General features: G+C 42.1%; 14 protein-coding genes and 2 rRNA genes. All 16 read left to right on the plus strand.

Annotated features, from left to right (window positions below; genetic code table 11):
• Positions 1-68 precede the first annotated feature (68 nt).
• The 16 genes from AC3RV6_RS00380 to AC3RV6_RS00455 all read left to right on the plus strand — a co-directional run bounded on the left by AC3RV6_RS00380 (position 69) and on the right by AC3RV6_RS00455 (position 22,047).
• Positions 69-2,471, plus strand: coding sequence for a SpoIIE family protein phosphatase (locus AC3RV6_RS00380; protein WP_489747526.1), 2,403 nt, complete (start codon positions 69-71; stop codon positions 2,469-2,471).
• 36 nt (positions 2,472-2,507) lie between these two features.
• Positions 2,508-3,911, plus strand: coding sequence for a tRNA lysidine(34) synthetase TilS (gene tilS / locus AC3RV6_RS00385; RefSeq protein ID WP_489747527.1), 1,404 nt, complete (start codon positions 2,508-2,510; stop codon positions 3,909-3,911).
• Positions 3,912-3,940: 29 nt separating this feature from the next.
• Complete coding sequence (gene hpt / locus AC3RV6_RS00390; RefSeq protein WP_489747528.1) at positions 3,941-4,483, plus strand: hypoxanthine phosphoribosyltransferase; 543 nt, start codon at positions 3,941-3,943, stop codon at positions 4,481-4,483.
• Between the two features lie 165 nt (positions 4,484-4,648).
• A complete protein-coding gene (gene ftsH, locus AC3RV6_RS00395; RefSeq protein ID WP_489747529.1) occupies positions 4,649-6,664 on the plus strand; it encodes an ATP-dependent zinc metalloprotease FtsH in 2,016 nt (671 codons plus the stop codon).
• 103 nt (positions 6,665-6,767) lie between these two features.
• The gene (locus AC3RV6_RS00400; RefSeq protein ID WP_489747530.1) at positions 6,768-7,532 is read left to right on the plus strand and encodes a type III pantothenate kinase; all 765 of its coding nucleotides are present in this window, start codon (positions 6,768-6,770) and stop codon (positions 7,530-7,532) included.
• Between the two features lie 69 nt (positions 7,533-7,601).
• Positions 7,602-8,489, plus strand: coding sequence for an Hsp33 family molecular chaperone HslO (gene hslO, locus AC3RV6_RS00405; RefSeq protein WP_489747531.1), 888 nt, complete (start codon positions 7,602-7,604; stop codon positions 8,487-8,489).
• Positions 8,467-9,390: a peptidyl-prolyl cis-trans isomerase gene (locus AC3RV6_RS00410; protein ID WP_489747532.1), complete on the plus strand. Its 924-nt coding sequence runs from the start codon at positions 8,467-8,469 to the stop codon at positions 9,388-9,390. The genes hslO and AC3RV6_RS00410 overlap by 23 nt, the downstream gene beginning before the upstream one ends.
• 194 nt (positions 9,391-9,584) lie before the next feature.
• Positions 9,585-10,508: a cysteine synthase A gene (gene cysK, locus AC3RV6_RS00415; RefSeq protein ID WP_489747533.1), complete on the plus strand. Its 924-nt coding sequence runs from the start codon at positions 9,585-9,587 to the stop codon at positions 10,506-10,508.
• Positions 10,509-10,634: 126 nt separating this feature from the next.
• Positions 10,635-12,050, plus strand: a complete 1,416-nt coding sequence (locus AC3RV6_RS00420; protein ID WP_489747534.1) for an anthranilate synthase component I family protein — start codon at positions 10,635-10,637, stop codon at positions 12,048-12,050.
• A gap of 5 nt (positions 12,051-12,055) precedes the next feature.
• Positions 12,056-12,910: an aminodeoxychorismate lyase gene (gene pabC / locus AC3RV6_RS00425; RefSeq protein ID WP_489747535.1), complete on the plus strand. Its 855-nt coding sequence runs from the start codon at positions 12,056-12,058 to the stop codon at positions 12,908-12,910.
• Positions 12,910-13,761, plus strand: a complete 852-nt coding sequence (gene folP, locus AC3RV6_RS00430) for a dihydropteroate synthase (RefSeq protein ID WP_489747536.1) — start codon at positions 12,910-12,912, stop codon at positions 13,759-13,761. The genes pabC and folP overlap by 1 nt, the downstream gene beginning before the upstream one ends.
• 12 nt (positions 13,762-13,773) lie before the next feature.
• Positions 13,774-14,142, plus strand: coding sequence for a dihydroneopterin aldolase (gene folB, locus AC3RV6_RS00435; RefSeq protein ID WP_489747537.1), 369 nt, complete (start codon positions 13,774-13,776; stop codon positions 14,140-14,142).
• Positions 14,139-14,648 (plus strand): 2-amino-4-hydroxy-6-hydroxymethyldihydropteridine diphosphokinase, encoded by a 510-nt coding sequence (folK, locus tag AC3RV6_RS00440; RefSeq protein WP_489747538.1) that lies wholly within the window; start codon positions 14,139-14,141, stop codon positions 14,646-14,648. The genes folB and folK overlap by 4 nt, the downstream gene beginning before the upstream one ends.
• Positions 14,649-15,027: 379 nt before the next feature.
• Entirely contained in the window at positions 15,028-16,518 is a 1,491-nt protein-coding gene (lysS, locus tag AC3RV6_RS00445; protein WP_489747539.1) for a lysine--tRNA ligase, read from the plus strand.
• A 628-nt stretch (positions 16,519-17,146) separates the two neighbouring features.
• A 16S ribosomal RNA gene (locus tag AC3RV6_RS00450) occupies positions 17,147-18,702 on the plus strand.
• 389 nt (positions 18,703-19,091) lie between these two features.
• A 23S ribosomal RNA gene (locus tag AC3RV6_RS00455) occupies positions 19,092-22,047 on the plus strand.
• Together the 16S and 23S rRNA genes form the textbook arrangement of a ribosomal RNA operon.
• Positions 22,048-22,108 lie beyond the last annotated feature (61 nt).

Below are 22,108 nucleotides of genomic sequence, written 5' to 3' on the forward strand. Positions count from 1 at the left end.
ATGAACAGACAAATTCTTTTCCCCTTTCTATGTATACTCAAACATACGTTGACATAGGGGGATGAAAAATGAAGATAACTGAGAATATGGAAAGACCAATTGTTCAACAAGTAAGTGTGTTTTTTGAGATGATTGGGAAGAAGAAGATTGATATTATTATGACGATTTTATTTCTTGTTGGCTCTTTTCTTTTATCGCAGGCAGTATTATTTGATGCAGCAGTACCCTTCTTTTTACCGGTCTGGGCTTTAGCGCGAGCCCGTTTTAGAAAGTATTTGTTATGGGTATTTATTGGCGGATTAGCCGGTAGTATGTTCCTCGGTGTTGGACAAGCCGTCATTCATTTACTGGAACTTGCGCTTTTTAATACTATTATTCGATATGGATTTGCTCAAAAGTTAGTCCAGTTTACAGTTGCGGGCTGTATATTAGTCGTCCAAGTTATATGGCAACTTCTAATGCATGTCGGTCAATTACCAATTGATGTTCAATTGTTTATTGGCTTCGAAGTAATTTTGGCATTATTTATGACGTTCTTTTTATTCATTGCATTTCCACCGGCAGATCGCATTTACTTTGGAGAATGGACGCCAGAAAGACTTGGAGCTGCATGTATTATTGGAGCTATGGCGATGACAGGCATGCAAGGCATTATGATTGGGCACGTCTCTCTATCAGGGGTTCTAATACATCTTGCCATTCTTATTGCAGCTTCAGCTGGAGGTCTTCCGTTTTCTACTATGATTGCAATGATTATTGCGGTTGTTATTGGAGTTGCTGAATTGTCATTCACGGGAATGATGGCGGTTTATGGTATGACTGGTTTTTTTGCAGGCGCGCTTAGGCGTTTCGGAAAATTGGGTATTGCTGTAGGCGCTAGCGCAGTTTCAGTATTTTTTCTTATGTATGATTTAACGTTACCACTCGACATTACGCATTTTACAACAATTGGCGTAGCAACTTTCTTGTTTTTAGTAATCCCCTCAAAAAAAGTAGAGCCGTTGCAGCGTATTTTCTATCCGGAAAAAGTAGAAGAGACAGATAAACGCCAGAAGTGGCTTGCGGAAAGGTTAGATGAGCAGCTTAATGATTTCCAGCAGTTTGCGGAGTTTATGTCAACACTTGTAGGCGGACGCTCAGGAGACCGGGGAGGACCGGCGGATAATGAGTTGAAAGTTACACCCTTAATTTGTCAATCGTGTTTTCGTTTCGAAAAATGTTGGGAAAGCTCAGACGAGGATATGGATCGTTTAATCAACGAATGGGATGCCACGTATTCTATGACAAAAAAAGCTTCTCGGCATCGGGTTGAAGTAAAAATCAAGTATAAGTGTATCCGTTTTAACGGACTTGTTGAAGAGCTTGAAGAACAGGCTGCCGCGAAGCTTTTGAATGGACAACTCCAACATGGTAGAAAAATGTTAGCATTACAATTAAGGGATATGAGCACACATTTAGATAAAGTTATGAAAGATATTAAAGAGGACATAGCGGTATTTAGACCCGCAGAGGAGGAATTAGCTAAGCGTCTATCAGAACAAGGAATAGAGTACTTTCAGGTTGATGTTTTATCGGAAGAACGCGGTGCGAGAAGAGTTGTTTGTTGTATACCTGAGAAAAAGTCTGATTTTGAAACAGATACAACGCTAGCAGAAAGATTTATCTTGCCAATTCTAGAGGATTTATATGATGAGCCATTTAAAGTAATTGATTCCTCAGTTAAAGATGATCCTTTTCCTCATTTAAGGGTTACACTTGGTTCAGCGGTTCGTTTTACTTTCGATTATGGGATTGTTGCTACTTCAGGAACTGACGCGTTCCATGCAGGGGATGCATATGAAGTATTCTCGATTCACGATGGATTAACTGCAGTACTTTTATCGGATGGTATGGGTCAGGATTTAAATGCTTATCATGAAAGTCGGAAAGTAATTCGCTTGATGAGAGAGTGTCTAGACCGTAAAATGGATCCTGAAACAGCGATGCATACGCTTCATTACATGATGTCTTTAAATGGGCTTGATGATATGTATGCGACACTTGATCTTGCGCTAGTCGATTTGCAAGATGGTCGTCTTTGGTCTTGGAAGGCAGGATCAATGAGTACGTATATTAAACGTGGGAATGATTTTATGAGACTTGATAGTAAGTCTGTACCGGTTGGTTTTCTTCCCTCATTTTCTATTGAAGCAAAACACGAAGAATTGAAGTCAGGTGACGTGTTAGTCATGATGACAGATGGCATGTTCCAGGGCGATATATCCCTAGAAATTCAGGAAAAGACGCTGTACAATACAATTAGAAAATATGGTCATTATGACTGTGAATATATTGCAGACCGTATAATGGGTGAGATGGAACGAAAATTTCAGGCTGTGGAAGATGATTGTACTATTCTAGTTATGAAAATTGATCATGTATTAACTGAATGGTCAAGTTTCACACCGTATTCGCAACTTACAGCTCGGTAGATGCTTTCAAATTAATAAAAGGAAGAGGGTGTGGTAGTGGATAGACTTGGTAAGAAAGTTATGGCTTTTATACAAGACCAAGATTTACTATCGACTGGAAATCGCATACTTGTTGCTTGTTCAGGAGGCGTGGATTCTGTAGCGTTGCTGCATTTTCTTGCGGTAAATCGTAAAGTGCTTAGTGTGGAAGTTGCTGCTGTTCATGTCGACCATATGTTGAGAGGGCCTGAATCAGCAGCAGATGGATTACTTGTTAAAGATTTATGTAAGTCGTTAGGTATTGCTTTTTTCGGCGGTAGTGTTCCTGTACCTGAGATTATTAAAAGTGGAGGTGGGAACGTACAAACTGTTTGTCGTAATGGCAGGTATGATTTTTTCGCTAAAGTAATGAGCGAACATAAATATGATGTCTTAGTGACAGCGCACCATGCGGAAGATCAGCTTGAAACTGTTTTAATGCAAGTGACAAAAGGTGTTACGCCATCTGGTATACCGATTAAGCGAAATGTTAAGGGTGGCGTTATTATTCGACCATTTTTACCGCTAATAAAGGATGCCCTTTATTCATACGTTGCACAAAATGAATTAGTGTTTCGTGAAGACCCCAGTAATAACAGTGATGACTATATGCGCAATAGATTTCGTCGACATATTACGCCTTTAATTATTGCAGAAAACCGAAGTGCGGCAGAAAGAGTAGTCACCGTGACAATCAATATCCAGGAAGATGAAAATTTCCTCAAGTCGTTAGCAAAAGAGCAATTAGAAGAGATTGTTGAATTTACAGATGAGAGACTTCCATCCGTAAATCGTGTAAGACTTAGTCGCATGCCAACTGCTTTACAAAGACGAATGATTACACTATTATTAGGTTATCTTTATGATGAGGAAGATGTACCTATTTATTATAAAATCAGTCTTGTTGATTTGCTGTTTCAACAGCTTCATTCAACAGATGGAAGCACTTCAATCGACTTACCACAAGGCTATCGATTTATCCGGGAGTATGATGACCTGAAATTTATGAAAGTACATAAAAATCTAACTGTCAGCACTCAAAAGGATATGCCAAGGGGTTTGAAAATAGATTGGGAGGATCATTCACTGCTTTTTTGGGCTAAAGTAGACGAAGTAGATATCAGTGTATTTACGAATAAGGAAGATATTATGTACTTTGATTTACCGGATGTGTCGCTCCCCCTTTCGATTAGAAGAAGGAAAGACGGCGATCGCATGCTGTTGCCGGGCATGAACCATGCAAAACGATTATCAAGATTGTTTATTGATGAAAAAGTTAGTAAAATCGAACGTGATCGATTACCAATTATAGTAACGGCACAGGACGAAGTTTGTGCTGTGCCTGGATTGCGGTATGGAGTTTCGTTTACTAAAAGAAAAACAGACGCTAGCAAATACATATTTGTATTCGAAAAGTGTTAAGTGATTCGTTTGGAAAAGGAGGAAATATAATGCTTGCCAAAGACATTCAAGAAGTGCTAATTACTGAAGAAGAAATTCAGGAAAAAGTTGTTGAACTCGGTGCTTTGCTTACCGAAGAGTATAAAGATAAGTTTCCACTCGCTATAGGTGTATTAAAAGGTGCTTTACCTTTTATGAGTGATCTTATAAAACGAATTGACACTCATATTGAACTTGATTTTATGGATATATCAAGTTATGGCAATGCGACCGTTTCGTCAGGAGAAGTAAAAATCGTGAAGGACTTGAATACAAGTGTTGAGGGTCGCGATGTATTAATAATTGAAGATATTATCGATAGCGGTAAAACACTTAGCTATCTCGTTGATTTAATGAAGTATAGAAAAGCGAATTCAATTAAGATTGTTACACTCCTCGATAAGCCGAGTGGTCGAAAAGTGAATTTAGAAGCGGATCATATTTGTTTCGAAGTACCAGATGCATTTGTCGTTGGATACGGGTTAGATTATATGGAAAAATACAGAAACCTATCATATATCGGAGTATTGAAAAAAGAAATTTACTCTTTTTGAAACCTCCGACAAACCCTAATTGGCTAGGGAAGTTGGAAGCTTTTTACGGGGAAAGTAAAACTTCAATCTACTAATTATGAAGTAAAGCATTTTCGTTGGAGTTCAAACTAACTTATGATAAGATTTACAATAGTTTTCTGTTTAAAGATATGAGGAGGCTTTGGGATGAATCGTATACTTCGATACTTTCTATTATACGGACTAATATTCCTTGCGATAATGGGAATTTTTGGTTCACTGAACAATACTGATCCGAAGATAAAGCCTATTACCTATGACGAGTTCAGAACTGCGTTGGAAAGTGGAAAAGTAACTAGTGCAACACTCCAACCAGATCGACTTGTTTATGAAGTAAATGGTGAAATGGAAGGTTATAAGGAAGGCGAGACCTTCATTACGAACATTCCACAGAGCAATGAGAGTTTGCTTAATTTAATTGACGAAGTTGCATTAACGAAAAAAACAGTCATTAAGTACGAACCAGCACCTAAAACTAGTCCACTTGTTGCGTTTTTCACAGGGCTCGTACCTTTCATTATTATCATTATTCTCTTCTTCTTCTTGCTGAACCAATCGCAAGGCGGCGGAGGCGGTGGCCGAGTAATGAATTTTGGTAAGAGTAAAGCGAAGCTACACACTGATGATAAAGCTAAAGTAAGTTTTGATGATGTTGCTGGTGCAGATGAGGAGAAGGCAGAGCTTGTTGAGGTTGTTGACTTCTTGAAAGACGCACGTAAGTTTATTGAAGTTGGTGCTCGAATTCCACAAGGTATCTTGCTTGTAGGACCTCCGGGTACAGGTAAAACGTTGCTTGCACGTGCTGTTGCAGGTGAAGCGGGCGTTCCGTTCTTCTCTATCTCGGGTTCAGACTTCGTAGAAATGTTTGTAGGAGTCGGTGCATCACGAGTTCGTGACCTATTTGAAAATGCAAAAAAGAATTCACCTTGTATTATCTTTATTGATGAGATTGATGCGGTGGGTCGTCAACGTGGTGCGGGTCTTGGCGGTGGACACGATGAACGTGAACAAACACTTAACCAATTACTTGTTGAAATGGACGGCTTTGGTGTAAATGAAGGAATTATTATCATTGCAGCTACAAACAGAGCAGACATTTTGGATCCAGCACTTCTTCGTCCAGGTCGATTTGACCGTCAAATTACGGTAGGTCGTCCAGATGTTAAAGGAAGAGAAGCAGTTCTTAAAGTACATTCTCGTAACAAGCCTTTCGATGATACGGTTAATTTAAAAGCATTGGCACAACGTACACCAGGATTTTCAGGTGCTGATCTTGAAAACTTGCTAAACGAATCAGCGCTTGTTGCAGCGAGGCGTAATAAAAAGAAAATTGACATGTCTGATATAGACGAAGCTACAGACCGAGTTATTGCTGGTCCTGCGAAAACGAGTCGTGTTATTTCAACTAAAGAACGTAATATTGTTGCGTTCCATGAAGCGGGTCACGTTGTAGTTGGCTTAACTTTAGATGATGCTGAAATAGTTCACAAAGTAACGATTGTTCCTCGTGGTCAGGCTGGCGGTTATGCGGTTATGCTTCCTAAAGAGGATCGTTACTTCATGACAAAACCGGAACTTCTGGATAAGATTTCCGGCCTACTTGGAGGACGTGTTGCAGAAGAAATCATTCTGGGCGAAGTATCTACTGGTGCACATAATGACTTCCAACGTGCTACTGGAATTGCTCGTGCAATGGTTACAGAATACGGAATGAGTGAAAAGCTTGGACCGATTCAATTTGGACCGGCACAAGGTGGGCAAGTTTTCCTTGGTAGAGATTTTAGTAATGAGCAAAATTATTCTGAAACGATTGCATATGAGATTGATTCTGAAATGCAAAGAATTGTTAAGGAACAGTATGCGCGCACGACTAAGATTCTTACGGAGCAAAAAGAGCTTCTAACTTTAATTGCCACAACCCTTCTAGAAGTAGAAACGCTAGATGCTGAGCAAATTAACCATTTGAAAGATCATGGTACATTGCCAGAGCGTGGATATGATAATAAACCAGATGTTTTGGTTACAGAAGTTGTTAAAGATGAAAAAAACAGTGATTTTTCTGATTCAGTTGGTGCACCATCAGATCCATCAATTGGTGATTTGCCAAAGGAATCTGAACCAAAGCCGCCAATAGATGGATTTCAAGAAGAACGTAAAGATTAAAAGTGAGAGCTGACTGTTTCTATTTGAAGCAGTCAGCTCTTTTTTATTTTCTTAAATGTGGTATGATATGTTGGAAAATCTATAAGTGAATGAGGGATTTACTATGCTATTAGTGATGGATACAGGGAATACAAATATTGTTCTTGGTGTGTATGAAGACGGAGAATTAAAACATCATTGGAGAATGGAAACATATCGACAAAAAACGGAAGATGAGTATGCGATGCAAGTTAAATCTCTTTTTACTCATGTTGGTTTGAAGTTTGAAGATGTGAATGGCATTATTATTTCTTCTGTCGTACCGCCCGTGATGTTCCCATTGGAGCAGATGTGTCAGAAATATTTTAATAGAAAACCACTAATAGTTGGCCCAGGAATTAAAACAGGACTAAATATTAAATATGATAATCCGCGTGAAGTGGGTGCAGATAGGATTGTTAATGCTGTAGCTGCAATCGAAGAGTATGGTAGTCCACTTATTATTGTGGATTTTGGAACTGCAACAACGTATTGCTATGTCAATAGTGATGGTGGCTATATGGGTGGGGCGATTGCGCCAGGTGTAGGTATATCAATGGAGGCACTTTTTGACCGCGCATCTAAATTGCCACGTATTGAATTGGCTAGACCAGAAAGTGTGGTTGGCAAAAATACAGTATCGGCCATGCAGGCTGGAATTGTATATGGTTATGTTGGGCAAGTTGAAGGCATTGTTAACCGGATGAAAGCAGAGAGTAAAGAGAAACCGACTGTCATTGCAACAGGCGGGCTGGCGGATTTAATTGCTAGTGAAACGGAAGTAATTGATGTAGTTGATAATTATTTAACTTTAAAAGGACTACATTTGATTTATGAACGTAATATATAAATGAACTACATTGTTTGAGTGTATTTTGTGAGATTAATTTCAACATTTATATTGAAGGAGTAGAAATGAATGAATGATTATTTAGTAAAAGCAATTGCATTTGAAGGGACGGTTCGTGCGTATGCTGTTCGTTCAACAGATACAATCAGCGAAGCACAGAGCCGGCATGGAATGTGGCCAACTGCGACCGCCGCACTAGGTAGAGCGATGACTGCATCAGTGATGATGGGTGCGATGCTTAAAGGCGAAGATAAGATTACTGTGAAAGTTCAGGGGAATGGCCCACTAGGTGCAATGATTATTGATGCAAATGCCCATGGGGAAGTTCGTGGATATGCTATAAACCCGCAAACACATTTTGAGTTAAGTGAAGCCGGTAAGCTCGATGTTAAGCGTGCGGTTGGAACAGAAGGTATGTTAACTGTAGTTAAGGATCTGGGGCTACGTGACTTTTTCACAGGTCAAACACCAATAGTTTCCGGGGAAATAGCGGAAGACTTTACGCAATACTTTGTAGACTCTGAACAAGTTCCTTCGGCAGTAGCGCTGGGTGTACTCGTAAATCCAGACAATACAGTGAAAGCTGCTGGCGGTTTTATTATTCAAGTAATGCCTGGGGCGACGGATGAAACCATATCGTTATTGGAAAGTTATATATCTAAAATGGAACCTATATCAACAATGATAGATAAGGGACTAACACCCGAAGAAATTTTAGATACAGTGCTTGGTGCTGAAAATGTTCATGTTCTTGATCGAATGGACGTTAAGTTTGAATGTAATTGCTCAAGAGAACGCTTCGGTAATGCGATTATCGGACTAGGCGAAAAAGAAATAGTTGATATAATCGAAGAAGATGGACAAGCCGAAGCGAGCTGCCATTTTTGTTTAGAGGCTTATGTGTTTCCGGAAGAAGAATTGAAAGGTTTTCTAAATGAAATACGGTCGCAGTCGTGAGGAAATAGTGGCCGGAAATGAAACGCGCAAACTAAAGACAAAACCGTTACTTTTATTAATTGCTGTTCTTTTAGTTTGTAATGTTTTTTGGTTCATCGCATGGATCATTCCGGACAAATCTTGGAAGACGGGTGAAGAAGTCGCATCGGTTAAAGGCGTACCGATAACACGAGAAGTTTGGATGACTGCTATGGAAAAAGAAGTCGGTCGTGAAACATTGCTTGCTTTAGTTAATGATAAAGTCATGGATACAGCGGCAAAGGATTACGGAATCAATGTTTCTGAGAAGGAGATTGATCTAGAACTGGCCCTTATTCACTCCGTCGATAATCAAGCATTTTCTGGATTAGATACAGGGGGAGAGCGGCAAAAGATTCGATCTATGTTAATACTGGAAAAGGTGTTAACAAAAGATATTGTTATAAAAGATAAGGCTATTAAAGACAATTACGATAAATATGCTTCACTTTACAACATTAAAACGGCTTATCGCACAGCAATTATATACCTGGCCTCAAAAGAAGATGCAAAACAAACGTTGAGTGAGTTATCTGGTGGCTCAAACTTTAGCGTTCTAGCTAAGGAACGATCAATAGATGCAGCTTCGGCAAATCTGGGCGGAGATATTGGCTATATTAATGATGCGAATGAAAATATTGATAGAAAAATTGTTGAAACTGCCGCGAAAACGAAGGAAGAATCAACAAGTGAAATTATTGCATTAAATGATGGAACGTATGCAATTTTACGTGTAAGTAATGTTATTCAAGGTCAATCATTTAAATTTAAAGAAGTAAAAGATCACATTAGGCGTGAGTTGGCGATGGAACAGTTGCCAGAATCGGTAAGTCCTGAAGCGTTTTGGAAAGAGTTTAATGCTAAGTGGTTTTACGGAGAATAAATCATGGAAATCGTCTTACAGCTGATGAATATCGGTATTGCAAGACGATTTTTGTATATTTAGCGTTGAACAATTTTGAATGAGGTATAGATGATTGATAAATCTGTAGTTACACATTGACAATAACCATAAATTAGTAGTATGATAAAAATATTAAAGCACACCAAAATAGTAGGGATTAGGGGATGTTATATATGACAATTGTCGGGAATTCGGTAGCGGATTTAGTTGGAAAAACACCACTTGTTAAACTAAATAGATTAACAGGTGCAGAAGATGCAGATGTTTATTTAAAATTAGAATACTTTAACCCGGGCTCAAGTGTTAAGGATCGTATAGCGCTTGCTATGATTGAGGCGGCTGAAAAATCTGGAGAGTTAAAAGAGGGCGGCACGATCGTTGAACCAACTAGTGGTAATACTGGGATTGGTCTTGCAATGATTGCTGCGGCTAAAGGTTACAAAGCAGTACTTGTTATGCCAGATACAATGAGTTCCGAGCGACGTAATTTACTTCGTGCGTACGGAGCAGATCTTGTCCTTACACCAGGTGCTGAAGGTATGAAGGGTGCTATTGGAAAAGCTGAAGAACTTTCAGAAGAAAATGGTTGGTTCATGCCACAACAGTTTAACAATGAAGCAAACCCGGAAATTCATCGCTTGACGACAGGTCCAGAAATTGCAGATGCGCTCGATAGAGTAGATGCTTTTGTTTCTGGTATTGGAACAGGTGGAACGATTACAGGTGTAGGTAGTGTATTAAAAGAACGTTTTCCAGATGTGAAGATTATTGCAGTTGAGCCAACAGACTCTCCTGTTTTATCTGGTGGAAAGCCTGGACCACATAAAATCCAAGGAATTGGTGCAGGATTTATTCCAAAAGTGCTAGACACTGAAATATATGACGAAATTATACTCGTATCAAATGAAGATTCTTATGAAACTGCAAGACGTACAGCGCGTGAAGAAGGTATTCTTGGTGGTGTTTCATCAGGAGCGGCGATTCATGCAGCACTTCAAGTGGCCAAAAAGCTTGGCAAAGGGAAAACAGTTGTCGCAATTTTACCGTCAAATGGAGAACGCTACTTAAGCACACCTCTTTACCATTTTGATGATTAATAAGTATTAAAGAGAAGGGGCCTATTATGCTCCTTCTTTTTTTCTCTTATTTATGTATCCTAGTAGCATAAAAATGGTTTTTTACGTTAAGATAGAAGGAGTAATTTATATCAGGGGGAATTAAAAATGGTGCGCCAAATACTTAATTATTCTACTCAAGCAATGACTAAGGAAGAATTTTTTTACGCATATAAATATCTAGCAACGGACTGCGAAGAACATTTACTGCTTGAAAGCGGACGTAGTGGAGAATTGTGCATAGCTGGTATTAATCCATTGGCTGTTTTAAGTGCGGGTGGAGATAATAATTTACATATTAAATGGCGTGATGGTAAGGAAGAAGTGAGAAATGGTGAGCCACTTGACTTGCTTACTGATTTTGTGAGTGCCTACGAAGTAGAAGCGATTCCGGAATTACCTGAATTTCAGGGAGGCGTAGCTGGTTTTATTAGCTATGATTACGTCAGACGTTATGAGACATTACCTGTAATTGCTGAAGATGATTTAGATACGCCGGATTTGTTCTTTTATTTATTCGAAGAATGGGCGATTTTAGATCTTAAAACAGAAACAGCATACTTTATGACACTTTCAAATAGTGGTCTCAATCCAACTGACATAGCTTCAAAATGGATGGAAGCTGCATCAATGGGATTAGAAAAACAATTATTTAAGCCGGGCGAAGCGGTAGATATTCCCGAGAACTCGTATAACCGAGAGGTATCTGTAACTGGACCACAGTTTGAGCAGATGGTGCGTGATGTGCAGGACTATATTGCCAAAGATGAAGTGATTCAAGTAAATCTTACAGTTAGACAGTCAAAATCATTAACAGCAGACCCGCTTACGATGTATGAAGCGCTTCGCTCATTCAACCCTTCTCCTTATATGGGGGCAATTGGGGCAAAAGAATTTGCGGTTGTGTCCGGTTCACCGGAACTCCTCCTGAAAAAGAGAGGGACGGAACTAAGTACGCGCCCAATCGGAGGGACAAGACCGAGAGGAACGAATCAAGAGGAAGATGCGTCGTATGAAGCTGACTTGTTGTCGAATAAGAAAGAGACTGGCGAACATATTATGCTTGTTGATTTAGAGCGTGAAGACTTTAAGCGTATTTGTGAATCCGGAACAGTAGAGACAAATGAGTTTTTAGTCATCGAAAAGTATTCACACGTCATGCATCTTGTTTCGAATGTACGCGGCACGGCAGCTGAAGGCATTTCAAATGCAGCAATTGTTAGAGGTGTGTTCCCAGGGGGCACAATTACCGGGGCACCGAAATTACGTACAATGGAAATTATCGAAGAACTTGAACCAGTTCGCAGAGGTTTGTACACGGGTTCTATCGGCTGGTTTGGTTTCAATGGTGACTTTGAGTTAAATGTTGTGATTCGCACGGCTTTTATTCAAAATGAAAAGGTCCATATTCAAGCTGGTGCAGGATTGGTTGCAGATTCAGTTCCTTCTGAGGAATATATTGAGTCCATTGGTAAGGCGAAAGCATTATGGCAGGCGAAAGTGATGGCTGAAGAAGTAAGGTGAAAAACATGTTGTGTTGGATAAACGGCGAGTATGTAAAGGCTGAGGATATAAAGATTTCACCGTATGATCATGGTTTTTTATACGGCGTTGGTTTCTTTGAGACGTTTCGAACGTATGATGGTAATACGTTTTTATTTCAAGCGCATATGGAAAGGTTAGGTAATGCACTTGAAGAATATAAAATCTATATGCCTTATACTGAAGCAGAGATATTGAGCGTGGTAAAAGAACTTAATGATGCAAATGGCGGTGAAGATGGTTATTTCAGATTAAATGTTTCTGGTGGTGTGCATGACATCGGGCTTGCACCTTCCGCTTATTCAATGCCGAATGTAATTTTGTTCAGAAAAGCTTTGCTTCCAGCTGCCCGCGGAGTATCGAAAAAAGGGGTTTGGCTCGAAACATCGCGCAATAGTCCTGAAAGTAGTATTCGTCATAAGTCACATAACTTCTTGAATAATGTACGTGGTCGGCTAGAACTACCTTCTTTAAAAGACTTAGAAGGATTATTTGTAACGTCTGAAGGTTTTGTTGCTGAAGGCGTTACTTCCAATGTGTTTTGGGTGAGAGACAATGTTCTATTCACGCCTGCTATTGGAACGGGAATTTTACCAGGGACGACTAGATCGTTTTTAATGGACCTGGCGCAGGATGCAGCTATTATAGTAAATGAAGGATTTTATACTAAATCCGATGTGGAGCAAGCGGATGAAATATTTGTAACGAATGCGATTCAAGAACTTGTCCCCCTTTCGAGTATAGGGGAAGTAATTTTACCGGGTGCTTCAGGTGTTTATTATAATAAATTGTATAATCTTTATGAGCAGGCAATTGTTCAGTTGAAAGAAGGTGGACATTAATGGAGTTGAATCATGCGCAAACTGTTTATCGTTTCGGGGATACGGAAATCGATTTTCGAAAAGAAACGGTGATTATGGGGATTTTAAACGTGACCCCAGATTCGTTTTCAGATGGCGGAAAATATGGTCGAATTGATGCAGCATTAAGTCATGCTGAAGAAATGATCCGTGATGGAGCTAAAATTATTGATGTTGGTGGAGAATCAACACGACCAGGGCATGCACCGGTTTCACTTGAAGAAGAGCTCGAACGCACGGTTCCTATAATAGAGGCATTAACGAAAGAACTCGGTTGTGCAGTATCTATTGATACATATAAAGCAGGTGTAGCAGAAGCTGCGGTTAAAGCGGGTGCTAGTATTATTAATGATGTCTGGGGAGCGAAGCGTGAGCCAGAAATAGCAAATGTAGCTGCAACTTATGGCGTGCCGATTATTCTAATGCATAATCGTAATCAAGCTATATATGAAGGACAGCTAATAGAAGAACTGCTTGCGGATTTGGAAGAAAGTGTTTTAATCGCAGAAAAGGCAGGCGTTATTACCAAAAACATTTGGCTGGATCCGGGTATTGGCTTCGCAAAGGACACGAAACAAAACATTTTGGCTATGCAAGGACTTCGGAGAATTTCGAATATGGGCTACCCGATTTTACTTGGCACATCGAAAAAGTCGTTAATCGGGAACGTCCTTGGTCTTCCAGTTGGAGAGCGACTTGAAGGAACTGCGGCGACGGTTTGTTTTGGAATTGAAAAGGGATGCCATATTATGCGCGTGCATGATGTAAAAGAAATAGCACGTACGGCAAAAATGATGGACGTGCTAACAGGTAAATCTGTCTTTAGTGAGTAGGGGGGATCTAATATGGATTATATTCATTTAAACGAAATGGCGTTTTATGGTTATCATGGTGCGCTAGCGGAGGAAACAAAACTCGGGCAGCGCTTTCGTGTAACGGTATCGCTGGCTACTGATTTGTCGGTTGCGGGCACAACGGATGATTTGGATAAAACTGTGAACTATGCAGAAGTCTTTATGATTTGCCAATCAATCGTTGAGGGTGCACCTTTTAAACTTATCGAAACAGTGGCTGAAAAAATGGCAGAATACTTATTAGAAGTATTTAAGGGGAAAGTTTACGGGGTTCGCATTGTGCTCATTAAGCCTGATCCACCAATTCCGGGCCATTACGCGTCAGTAGCGGTAGATATTACAAGGGGGCGCTTCGTTTGAACGCGTCATATATTTCGATAGGCTCAAATATTGGGGATAGACTCCATCATTTAACCGAAGCGGTTCGTGCACTTCATTCGCACGAAGCTATAAATGTTCTCGAGGTTTCTTCAATTTATGAAACTGCGCCAATTGGTTATACAGATCAGGCGGAATTTTTAAATTTAGTGGTTTTCGTGAAAACTAACTTAGTAGCGCAGGAATTGCTAACTATCTGTCAGAACGTTGAAAAAGGTCAGGGGCGAGTCCGGGATATTAGGTGGGGTCCAAGGACAGTAGATCTAGACATTTTACTTTATAATCAAGATAATATTGAAACAGAGAATTTATTGATACCACATCCACGTATGCATGAGCGTGCGTTTGTTTTAATTCCTTTGCTTGAAATTAACCCAATAGTTACGGATCCATTAAATGGCGAGTCGTATTCAGATAGGTCTGTAGTTAAAGATGAGGGCGTTGTGTTGTGGAAGAAAAGTAATGGGGTCGAAGGATTACTAAAATAGGTTTTTGTATTTGTATACTTTGATGGGCGAAGTAAAGCGATTGATTTAAAGAGCAAACCTTTTAATATCAGTAACACTTCAATGGATAACAAAGTCGTTATGGCATCTATGGTTGGAATTAATAATTCTGCATTCAGATTTACTGTGAAGGAATACATGGCAAAGAAAAGGTTTGGGAATTTATTGATTCAACAGAGATTAGGGATCAATTTACGAATCTTTATAATACTTTTGTCTAAGAAGTAATGGAACAAGGCTGTGGGCTACTAGACGTAAGTACTGTCTAGCTCAAATAGAAAGGGGTTGCCACTCGTTGTGGTAACTCTTTTTTTTGTGTACAATAGAAAATAGTAATTATATAAAATAAGGAGTGTCACAAATGTCCCATCTTGATGAATTAAATGATCAGCTTCTGGTGAGACGCCAGAAGATGTCAGATATAAGAGAAAGTGGCCTAGATCCGTTTGGTTCAAGATTTGAACGGACACATCTATCTAATGCAATCCATAGTGAATATGATGCATTAACAAAAGAGGATCTTGAAGAAGCATCATATGAAGTAACCGTAGCGGGTCGTGTTATGACAAATCGCGGCAAAGGAAAAGCTGGTTTTGCGCACATACAAGACTTTGGGGGTCAAATACAAATTTATGTTAGACAAGATGCAATTGGTGAAGAAGCATACAGTCTTTATAAAACAATAGACCTTGGCGATATCATAGGTGTATCTGGAACAGTTTTTAAAACGAAGGTTGGAGAACTCTCTATTAAAGTAAAAGAGTTTACGTTTTTAACGAAGGCGCTTCGTCCGTTACCTGAAAAATTCCACGGTCTTCAGGATGTAGAGCAACGCTATCGTCAGCGTTATCTTGACTTGATAACTACAGAAGGTAGTCAGGAAAAATTTGTACTTAGAAGTAAAATCATTCAATCAATGCGTCGCTACTTAGATGACCAAGGATTTTTAGAAGTCGAAACACCAATGTTGCACTCTATTCCGGGTGGTGCGGCTGCACGTCCTTTCATTACGCACCATAATACATTGGATATGGAGCTTTACATGCGTATTGCAATTGAACTCCATTTGAAACGATTAATTGTAGGTGGACTTGAAAAGGTATATGAAATCGGTCGTGTATTCCGTAATGAAGGAATCTCAACACGTCATAACCCTGAATTTACAATGATTGAGCTTTATGAAGCATACGCTGATTATAACGACATCATGGCTTTAACTGAAAACTTGATTGCGCATATCGCACAAGAAGTTTTAGGTACTATGGAAGTAACATATGGAGACGACATCATTAACTTGGCTCCTGGTTGGAAACGACTGCATATGGCTGATGCTGTAAAAGAATATACAGGCGTTAACTTCTGGAATGAAATGTCTAAAGAGGAAGCGCAAGCACTTGCTAAGGAACACGGGGTAGATGTTACTGCGGCTATGGAAGTTGGTCATGTGCTAAATGAGTTCTTTGAACAAAAAGTAGAAGAAGAACTGGTACAACCTACATTTATATTTGGGCATCCAGTGGAAATTTCTCCTTTAGCGAAGAAAAATCCAGAAGATGGACGCTTTACAGATCGTTTTGAATTGTTCATAGTACGACGTGAACACGCTAATGCATTCACAGAACTCAATGATCCTATTGATCAACGTGAACGTTTTGAAGCACAACTAGTAGAAAAAGAACAAGGTAATGACGAAGCACATGAAATGGACGAGGACTTTATTGAAGCTTTAGAATATGGTTTGCCGCCTACAGGTGGGCTAGGTATCGGAATAGATCGTCTTGTAATGCTTTTAACGAATGCACCTTCAATAAGAGATATTCTCCTCTTTCCACAAATGCGCAATAAAGATTAATGAGTTAATGGACATACAAACCCTTCATACCAAAGGGTTTGTATGTTTTTTTATACTTGATTAGAAAGTAAACTAAACTCTTTTTAAATTTAATGTTGCATTTCTAAAAGAGACATGTTATATTTAATGACGTTGCCGATACAACCACTTAAACAACGAAAAAGAAATTGAAATTAGTTGTTGACACGGTGAATAAAGCATGTTATGATATAAGAGTTGCTGTTGCGAAACGGCATTATACGAAAAAGAGGAACACGAAACGCTTCCTCTGTTATGAACCTTGAAAACTGAACAGCAAAACGTCGATATAAGTCATTCGTGTTTACACGATATGATTAACAAAGATTATCCATGTTTACATGGTATAATCAAAAACTCAGGACGCTTCGGCGCACTTGAGTATAAATGTTTCTATATGAAACAAAATTGTCATTCAATAGATGTAGTTAACGCTACAACTATTAATGCCAGCAAAAAGAAATGAGCTTTCATTTTCTTCTTGTTCTGGCGGTCGAGACGTAGTGCAGTGCTAGGAAACGATTGAGCGAAGGAAGGAGCGTACATTAGTACGTGACTGACTAAGTGAGAGAAGTTGACAACGCAATGTGCTGCGTATCGGCTAGCCAGTATTATGGAGAGTTTGATCCTGGCTCAGGACGAACGCTGGCGGCATGCCTAATACATGCAAGTCGAGCGAACAAACTTTGGAGCTTGCTTCAAAGTTTGTTAGCGGCGGATGGGTGAGTAACACGTGGGCAACCTGCCCTGCAGATGGGGATAACTCCGGGAAACCGGGGCTAATACCGAATAATCAGTTCGTCCGCATGGACGAACTCTGAAAGACGGTTTCGGCTGTCACTGCAGGATGGGCCCGCGGCGCATTAGCTAGTTGGTGGGGTAATGGCCTACCAAGGCAACGATGCGTAGCCGACCTGAGAGGGTGATCGGCCACACTGGGACTGAGACACGGCCCAGACTCCTACGGGAGGCAGCAGTAGGGAATCTTCCACAATGGACGAAAGTCTGATGGAGCAATGCCGCGTGAGCGAAGAAGGTTTTCGGATCGTAAAGCTCTGTTGTAAGGGAAGAACACGTACGGGAGTAACTGCCCGTACCTTGACGGTACCTTATTAGAAAGCCACGGCTAACTACGTGCCAGCAGCCGCGGTAATACGTAGGTGGCAAGCGTTGTCCGGAATTATTGGGCGTAAAGCGCGCGCAGGCGGCCTGTTAAGTCTGATGTGAAAGCCCCCGGCTCAACCGGGGAAGGTCATTGGAAACTGATAGGCTTGAGTACAGAAGAGGAAAGCGGAATTCCACGTGTAGCGGTGAAATGCGTAGAGATGTGGAGGAACACCAGTGGCGAAGGCGGCTTTCTGGTCTGTAACTGACGCTGAGGCGCGAAAGCGTGGGGAGCAAACAGGATTAGATACCCTGGTAGTCCACGCCGTAAACGATGAGTGCTAAGTGTTAGGGGGTTTCCGCCCCTTAGTGCTGCAGCTAACGCATTAAGCACTCCGCCTGGGGAGTACGGCCGCAAGGCTGAAACTCAAAGGAATTGACGGGGACCCGCACAAGCGGTGGAGCATGTGGTTTAATTCGAAGCTACGCGAAGAACCTTACCAGGTCTTGACATCCCACTGCCCGGTATAGAGATATACTTTTCCCTTCGGGGACAGTGGTGACAGGTGGTGCATGGTTGTCGTCAGCTCGTGTCGTGAGATGTTGGGTTAAGTCCCGCAACGAGCGCAACCCTTGATCTTAGTTGCCATCATTAAGTTGGGCACTCTAAGGTGACTGCCGGTGATAAACCGGAGGAAGGTGGGGATGACGTCAAATCATCATGCCCCTTATGACCTGGGCTACACACGTGCTACAATGGACGGTACAGAGGGTCGCCAACCCGCGAGGGGGAGCTAATCCCATAAAACCGTTCACAGTTCGGATTGCAGGCTGCAACTCGCCTGCATGAAGCCGGAATCGCTAGTAATCGTGGATCAGCATGCCACGGTGAATACGTTCCCGGGTCTTGTACACACCGCCCGTCACACCACGAGAGTTTGTAACACCCGAAGTCGGTGAGGTAACCCTTAGGGGAGCCAGCCGCCGAAGGTGGGACAGATGATTGGGGTGAAGTCGTAACAAGGTAGCCGTATCGGAAGGTGCGGCTGGATCACCTCCTTTCTAAGGATATATGTCCATAGTTGGATTACACCTTTGGTGTATGAAAGCTAGGCATACGGAAAATCGACGTTTTGCGTTCAGTTTTGAAGGTTTATTAAAGATTAATTAAGCTTCGCTTAATTAATCGGCCATAAAACCATTTTTTTGTGTCTTTATGGATACTAATAATAATTCAAAACTTGTTCTTTGAAAACTGGATAAAACAATAATTGAAACAAATCAAGAATCAACCAAGATAAACAGAACTTCGTTTATCTATGATAAACAGAACTTTGTTTATTTTAAAGAACGACCTTTTTACGAAACGTAGATTTTTACATCGCTGTAAGATCACGTTTATTTAAAAGATAAGAATTAGCGACGCAATGCGACGTTAAGACCTATTTTTTGGTTAAGTTAGAAAGGGCGCACGGTGGATGCCTTGGCACTAGGAGTCTATGAAGGACGGCACTAACACCGATATGCTTCGGGGAGCTGTAAGTGAGCTTTGATCCGAAGATTTCCGAATGGGGAAACCCACTGCTCGTAATGGAGTAGTACGTTTACGTGAATACATAGCGTAATCGAGACAAACCCGGAGAACTGAAACATCTAAGTACCCGGAGGAAGAGAAAGAAAAATCGATTCCCTGAGTAGCGGCGAGCGAAAAGGGAACAGCCCAAACCAGGAAGCTTGCTTCCTGGGGTTGTAGGACATGCTATACGGAGTTACAAAGGAATGGATTAGGCGAAGCGACCTGGAAAGGTCCGCCGTAGCGGGTAATAGCCCCGTAGTCGAAAGTTCATTCTCTCCAGCATGTATCCTGAGTACGGCGGAACACGTGAAATTCCGTCGGAATCCGGGAGGACCATCTCCCAAGGCTAAATACTTCCTAGTGACCGATAGTGAACCAGTACCGTGAGGGAAAGGTGAAAAGCACCCCGGAAGGGGAGTGAAATAGATCCTGAAACCGTGTGCCTACAAGTAGTCAGAGCCCTTGTTGACTTTCCTTCGGGAGAGTCACGGGTGATGGCGTGCCTTTTGTAGAATGAACCGGCGAGTTACTGATTTCATGCAAGGTTAAGCAGAGAATGCGGAGCCGCAGCGAAAGCGAGTCTTAATAGGGCGAATTAGTATGAGGTCGTAGACCCGAAACCAGGTGATCTACCCATGTCCAGGGTGAAGGTAAGGTAATACTTACTGGAGGCCCGAACCCACGTATGTTGAAAAATGCGGGGATGAGGTGTGGGTAGCGGTGAAATTCCAATCGAACCTGGAGATAGCTGGTTCTCTCCGAAATAGCTTTAGGGCTAGCCTCAAACTTTAGAATCTCGGAGGTAGAGCACTGTTTGGACTAGGGGCCCATCCCGGGTTACCGAATTCAGACAAACTCCGAATGCCGATGATTTATGTTTGGGAGTCAGACTGTGGGTGATAAGATTCATAGTCGAGAGGGAAACAACCCAGACCACCAGTTAAGGTCCCCAAGTCTCTGTTAAGTGGAAAAGGATGTGGCGTTGCCCAGACAACCAGGATGTTGGCTTAGAAGCAGCCACCATTTAAAGAGTGCGTAATAGCTCACTGGTCGAGTGGCGCTGCGCCGAAAATGTATCGGGGCTAAACAGAGCACCGAAACTGTGGACTTACATCTTAGATGTGAGTGGTAGGAGAGCGTTCTAGGGGCGTCGAAGTTAGACCGTAAGGACTAGTGGAGCGCCTAGAAGTGAGAATGCCGGTATGAGTAGCGAAAGAAGGGTGAGAATCCCTTCCACCGAATGCCCAAGGTTTCCTGAGGAAGGCTCGTCCGCTCAGGGTTAGTCGGGACCTAAGTTGAGGCCGAAAGGCGTAGACGATGGATAACAGGTTGATATTCCTGTACCACCTCCCCGCCGTTTGAGTAATGGGGGGACGCAGTAGGATAGGGTGAGCGCGCTGTTGGTTATGCGCGTCTAAGCAGTGAGGTGTGAAATGAGGCAAATCCCATTTCTATAACATTGAGCTGTGATGGCGAGGGGAATTATTCCCTGGAGTCCCTGATTTCACACTGCCAAGAAAAGCCTCTAACGAGGCGGGAGGTGCCCGTACCGCAAACCGACACAGGTAGGCGAGGAGAGAATCCTAAGGTGATCGAGAGAACTCTCGTTAAGGAACTCGGCAAAATGACCCCGTAACTTCGGGAGAAGGGGTGCTCTGGTAGGGTGTTAAAGCCCGAGAGAGCCGCAGTGAATAGGCCCAGGCGACTGTTTAGCAAAAACACAGGTCTCTGCAAAACCGCAAGGTGATGTATAGGGGCTGACGCCTGCCCGGTGCTGGAAGGTTAAGGGAAGAGGTTAGCGCAAGCGAAGCTTTGAACCGAAGCCCCAGTAAACGGCGGCCGTAACTATAACGGTCCTAAGGTAGCGAAATTCCTTGTCGGGTAAGTTCCGACCCGCACGAAAGGCGTAACGATCTGGGCACTGTCTCAACGAGAGACTCGGTGAAATTATAGTACCTGTGAAGATGCAGGTTACCCGCGACAGGACGGAAAGACCCCGTGGAGCTTTACTGTAACCTGATATTGAATTCTGATGCAATCTGTACAGGATAGGTAGGAGCCTTAGAATCCGGAGCGCTAGCTTCGGAGGAGGCGTTGGTGGGATACTACCCTGATTGTATTGGACTTCTAACCCATGCCCCTTATCGGGGCAGGAGACAGTGTCAGGTGGACAGTTTGACTGGGGCGGTCGCCTCCTAAAGAGTAACGGAGGCGCCCAAAGGTTCCCTCAGAATGGTTGGACATCATTCGCAGAGTGCAAAGGCATAAGGGAGCTTAACTGCGAGACCTACAAGTCGAGCAGGGTCGAAAGACGGGCTTAGTGATCCGGTGGTTCCGCATGGAAGGGCCATCGCTCAACGGATAAAAGCTACCCCGGGGATAACAGGCTTATCTCCCCCAAGAGTCCACATCGACGGGGAGGTTTGGCACCTCGATGTCGGCTCATCGCATCCTGGGGCTGTAGTCGGTCCCAAGGGTTGGGCTGTTCGCCCATTAAAGCGGTACGCGAGCTGGGTTCAGAACGTCGTGAGACAGTTCGGTCCCTATCCGTCGCGGGCGCAGGAAATTTGAGAGGAGCTGTCCTTAGTACGAGAGGACCGGGATGGACACACCGCTGGTGTACCAGTTGTCTTGCCAAAGGCATAGCTGGGTAGCTACGTGTGGACGGGATAAATGCTGAAAGCATCTAAGCATGAAGCCCCCCTCGAGATGAGATTTCCCATTACGCAAGTAAGTAAGATCCCTCAGAGATGATGAGGTTGATAGGTCCGGGGTGTAAGTACGGCGACGTATGTAGCTGACGGATACTAATTGATCGAGGACTTAACCAAATAACGTAAGAAGTAAGTGGGCTGATTCCCCTGATTTGTGAAGATTATCTGTTTTATTCAG

Source organism: Sporosarcina sp. So3-204, assembly GCF_058068165.1.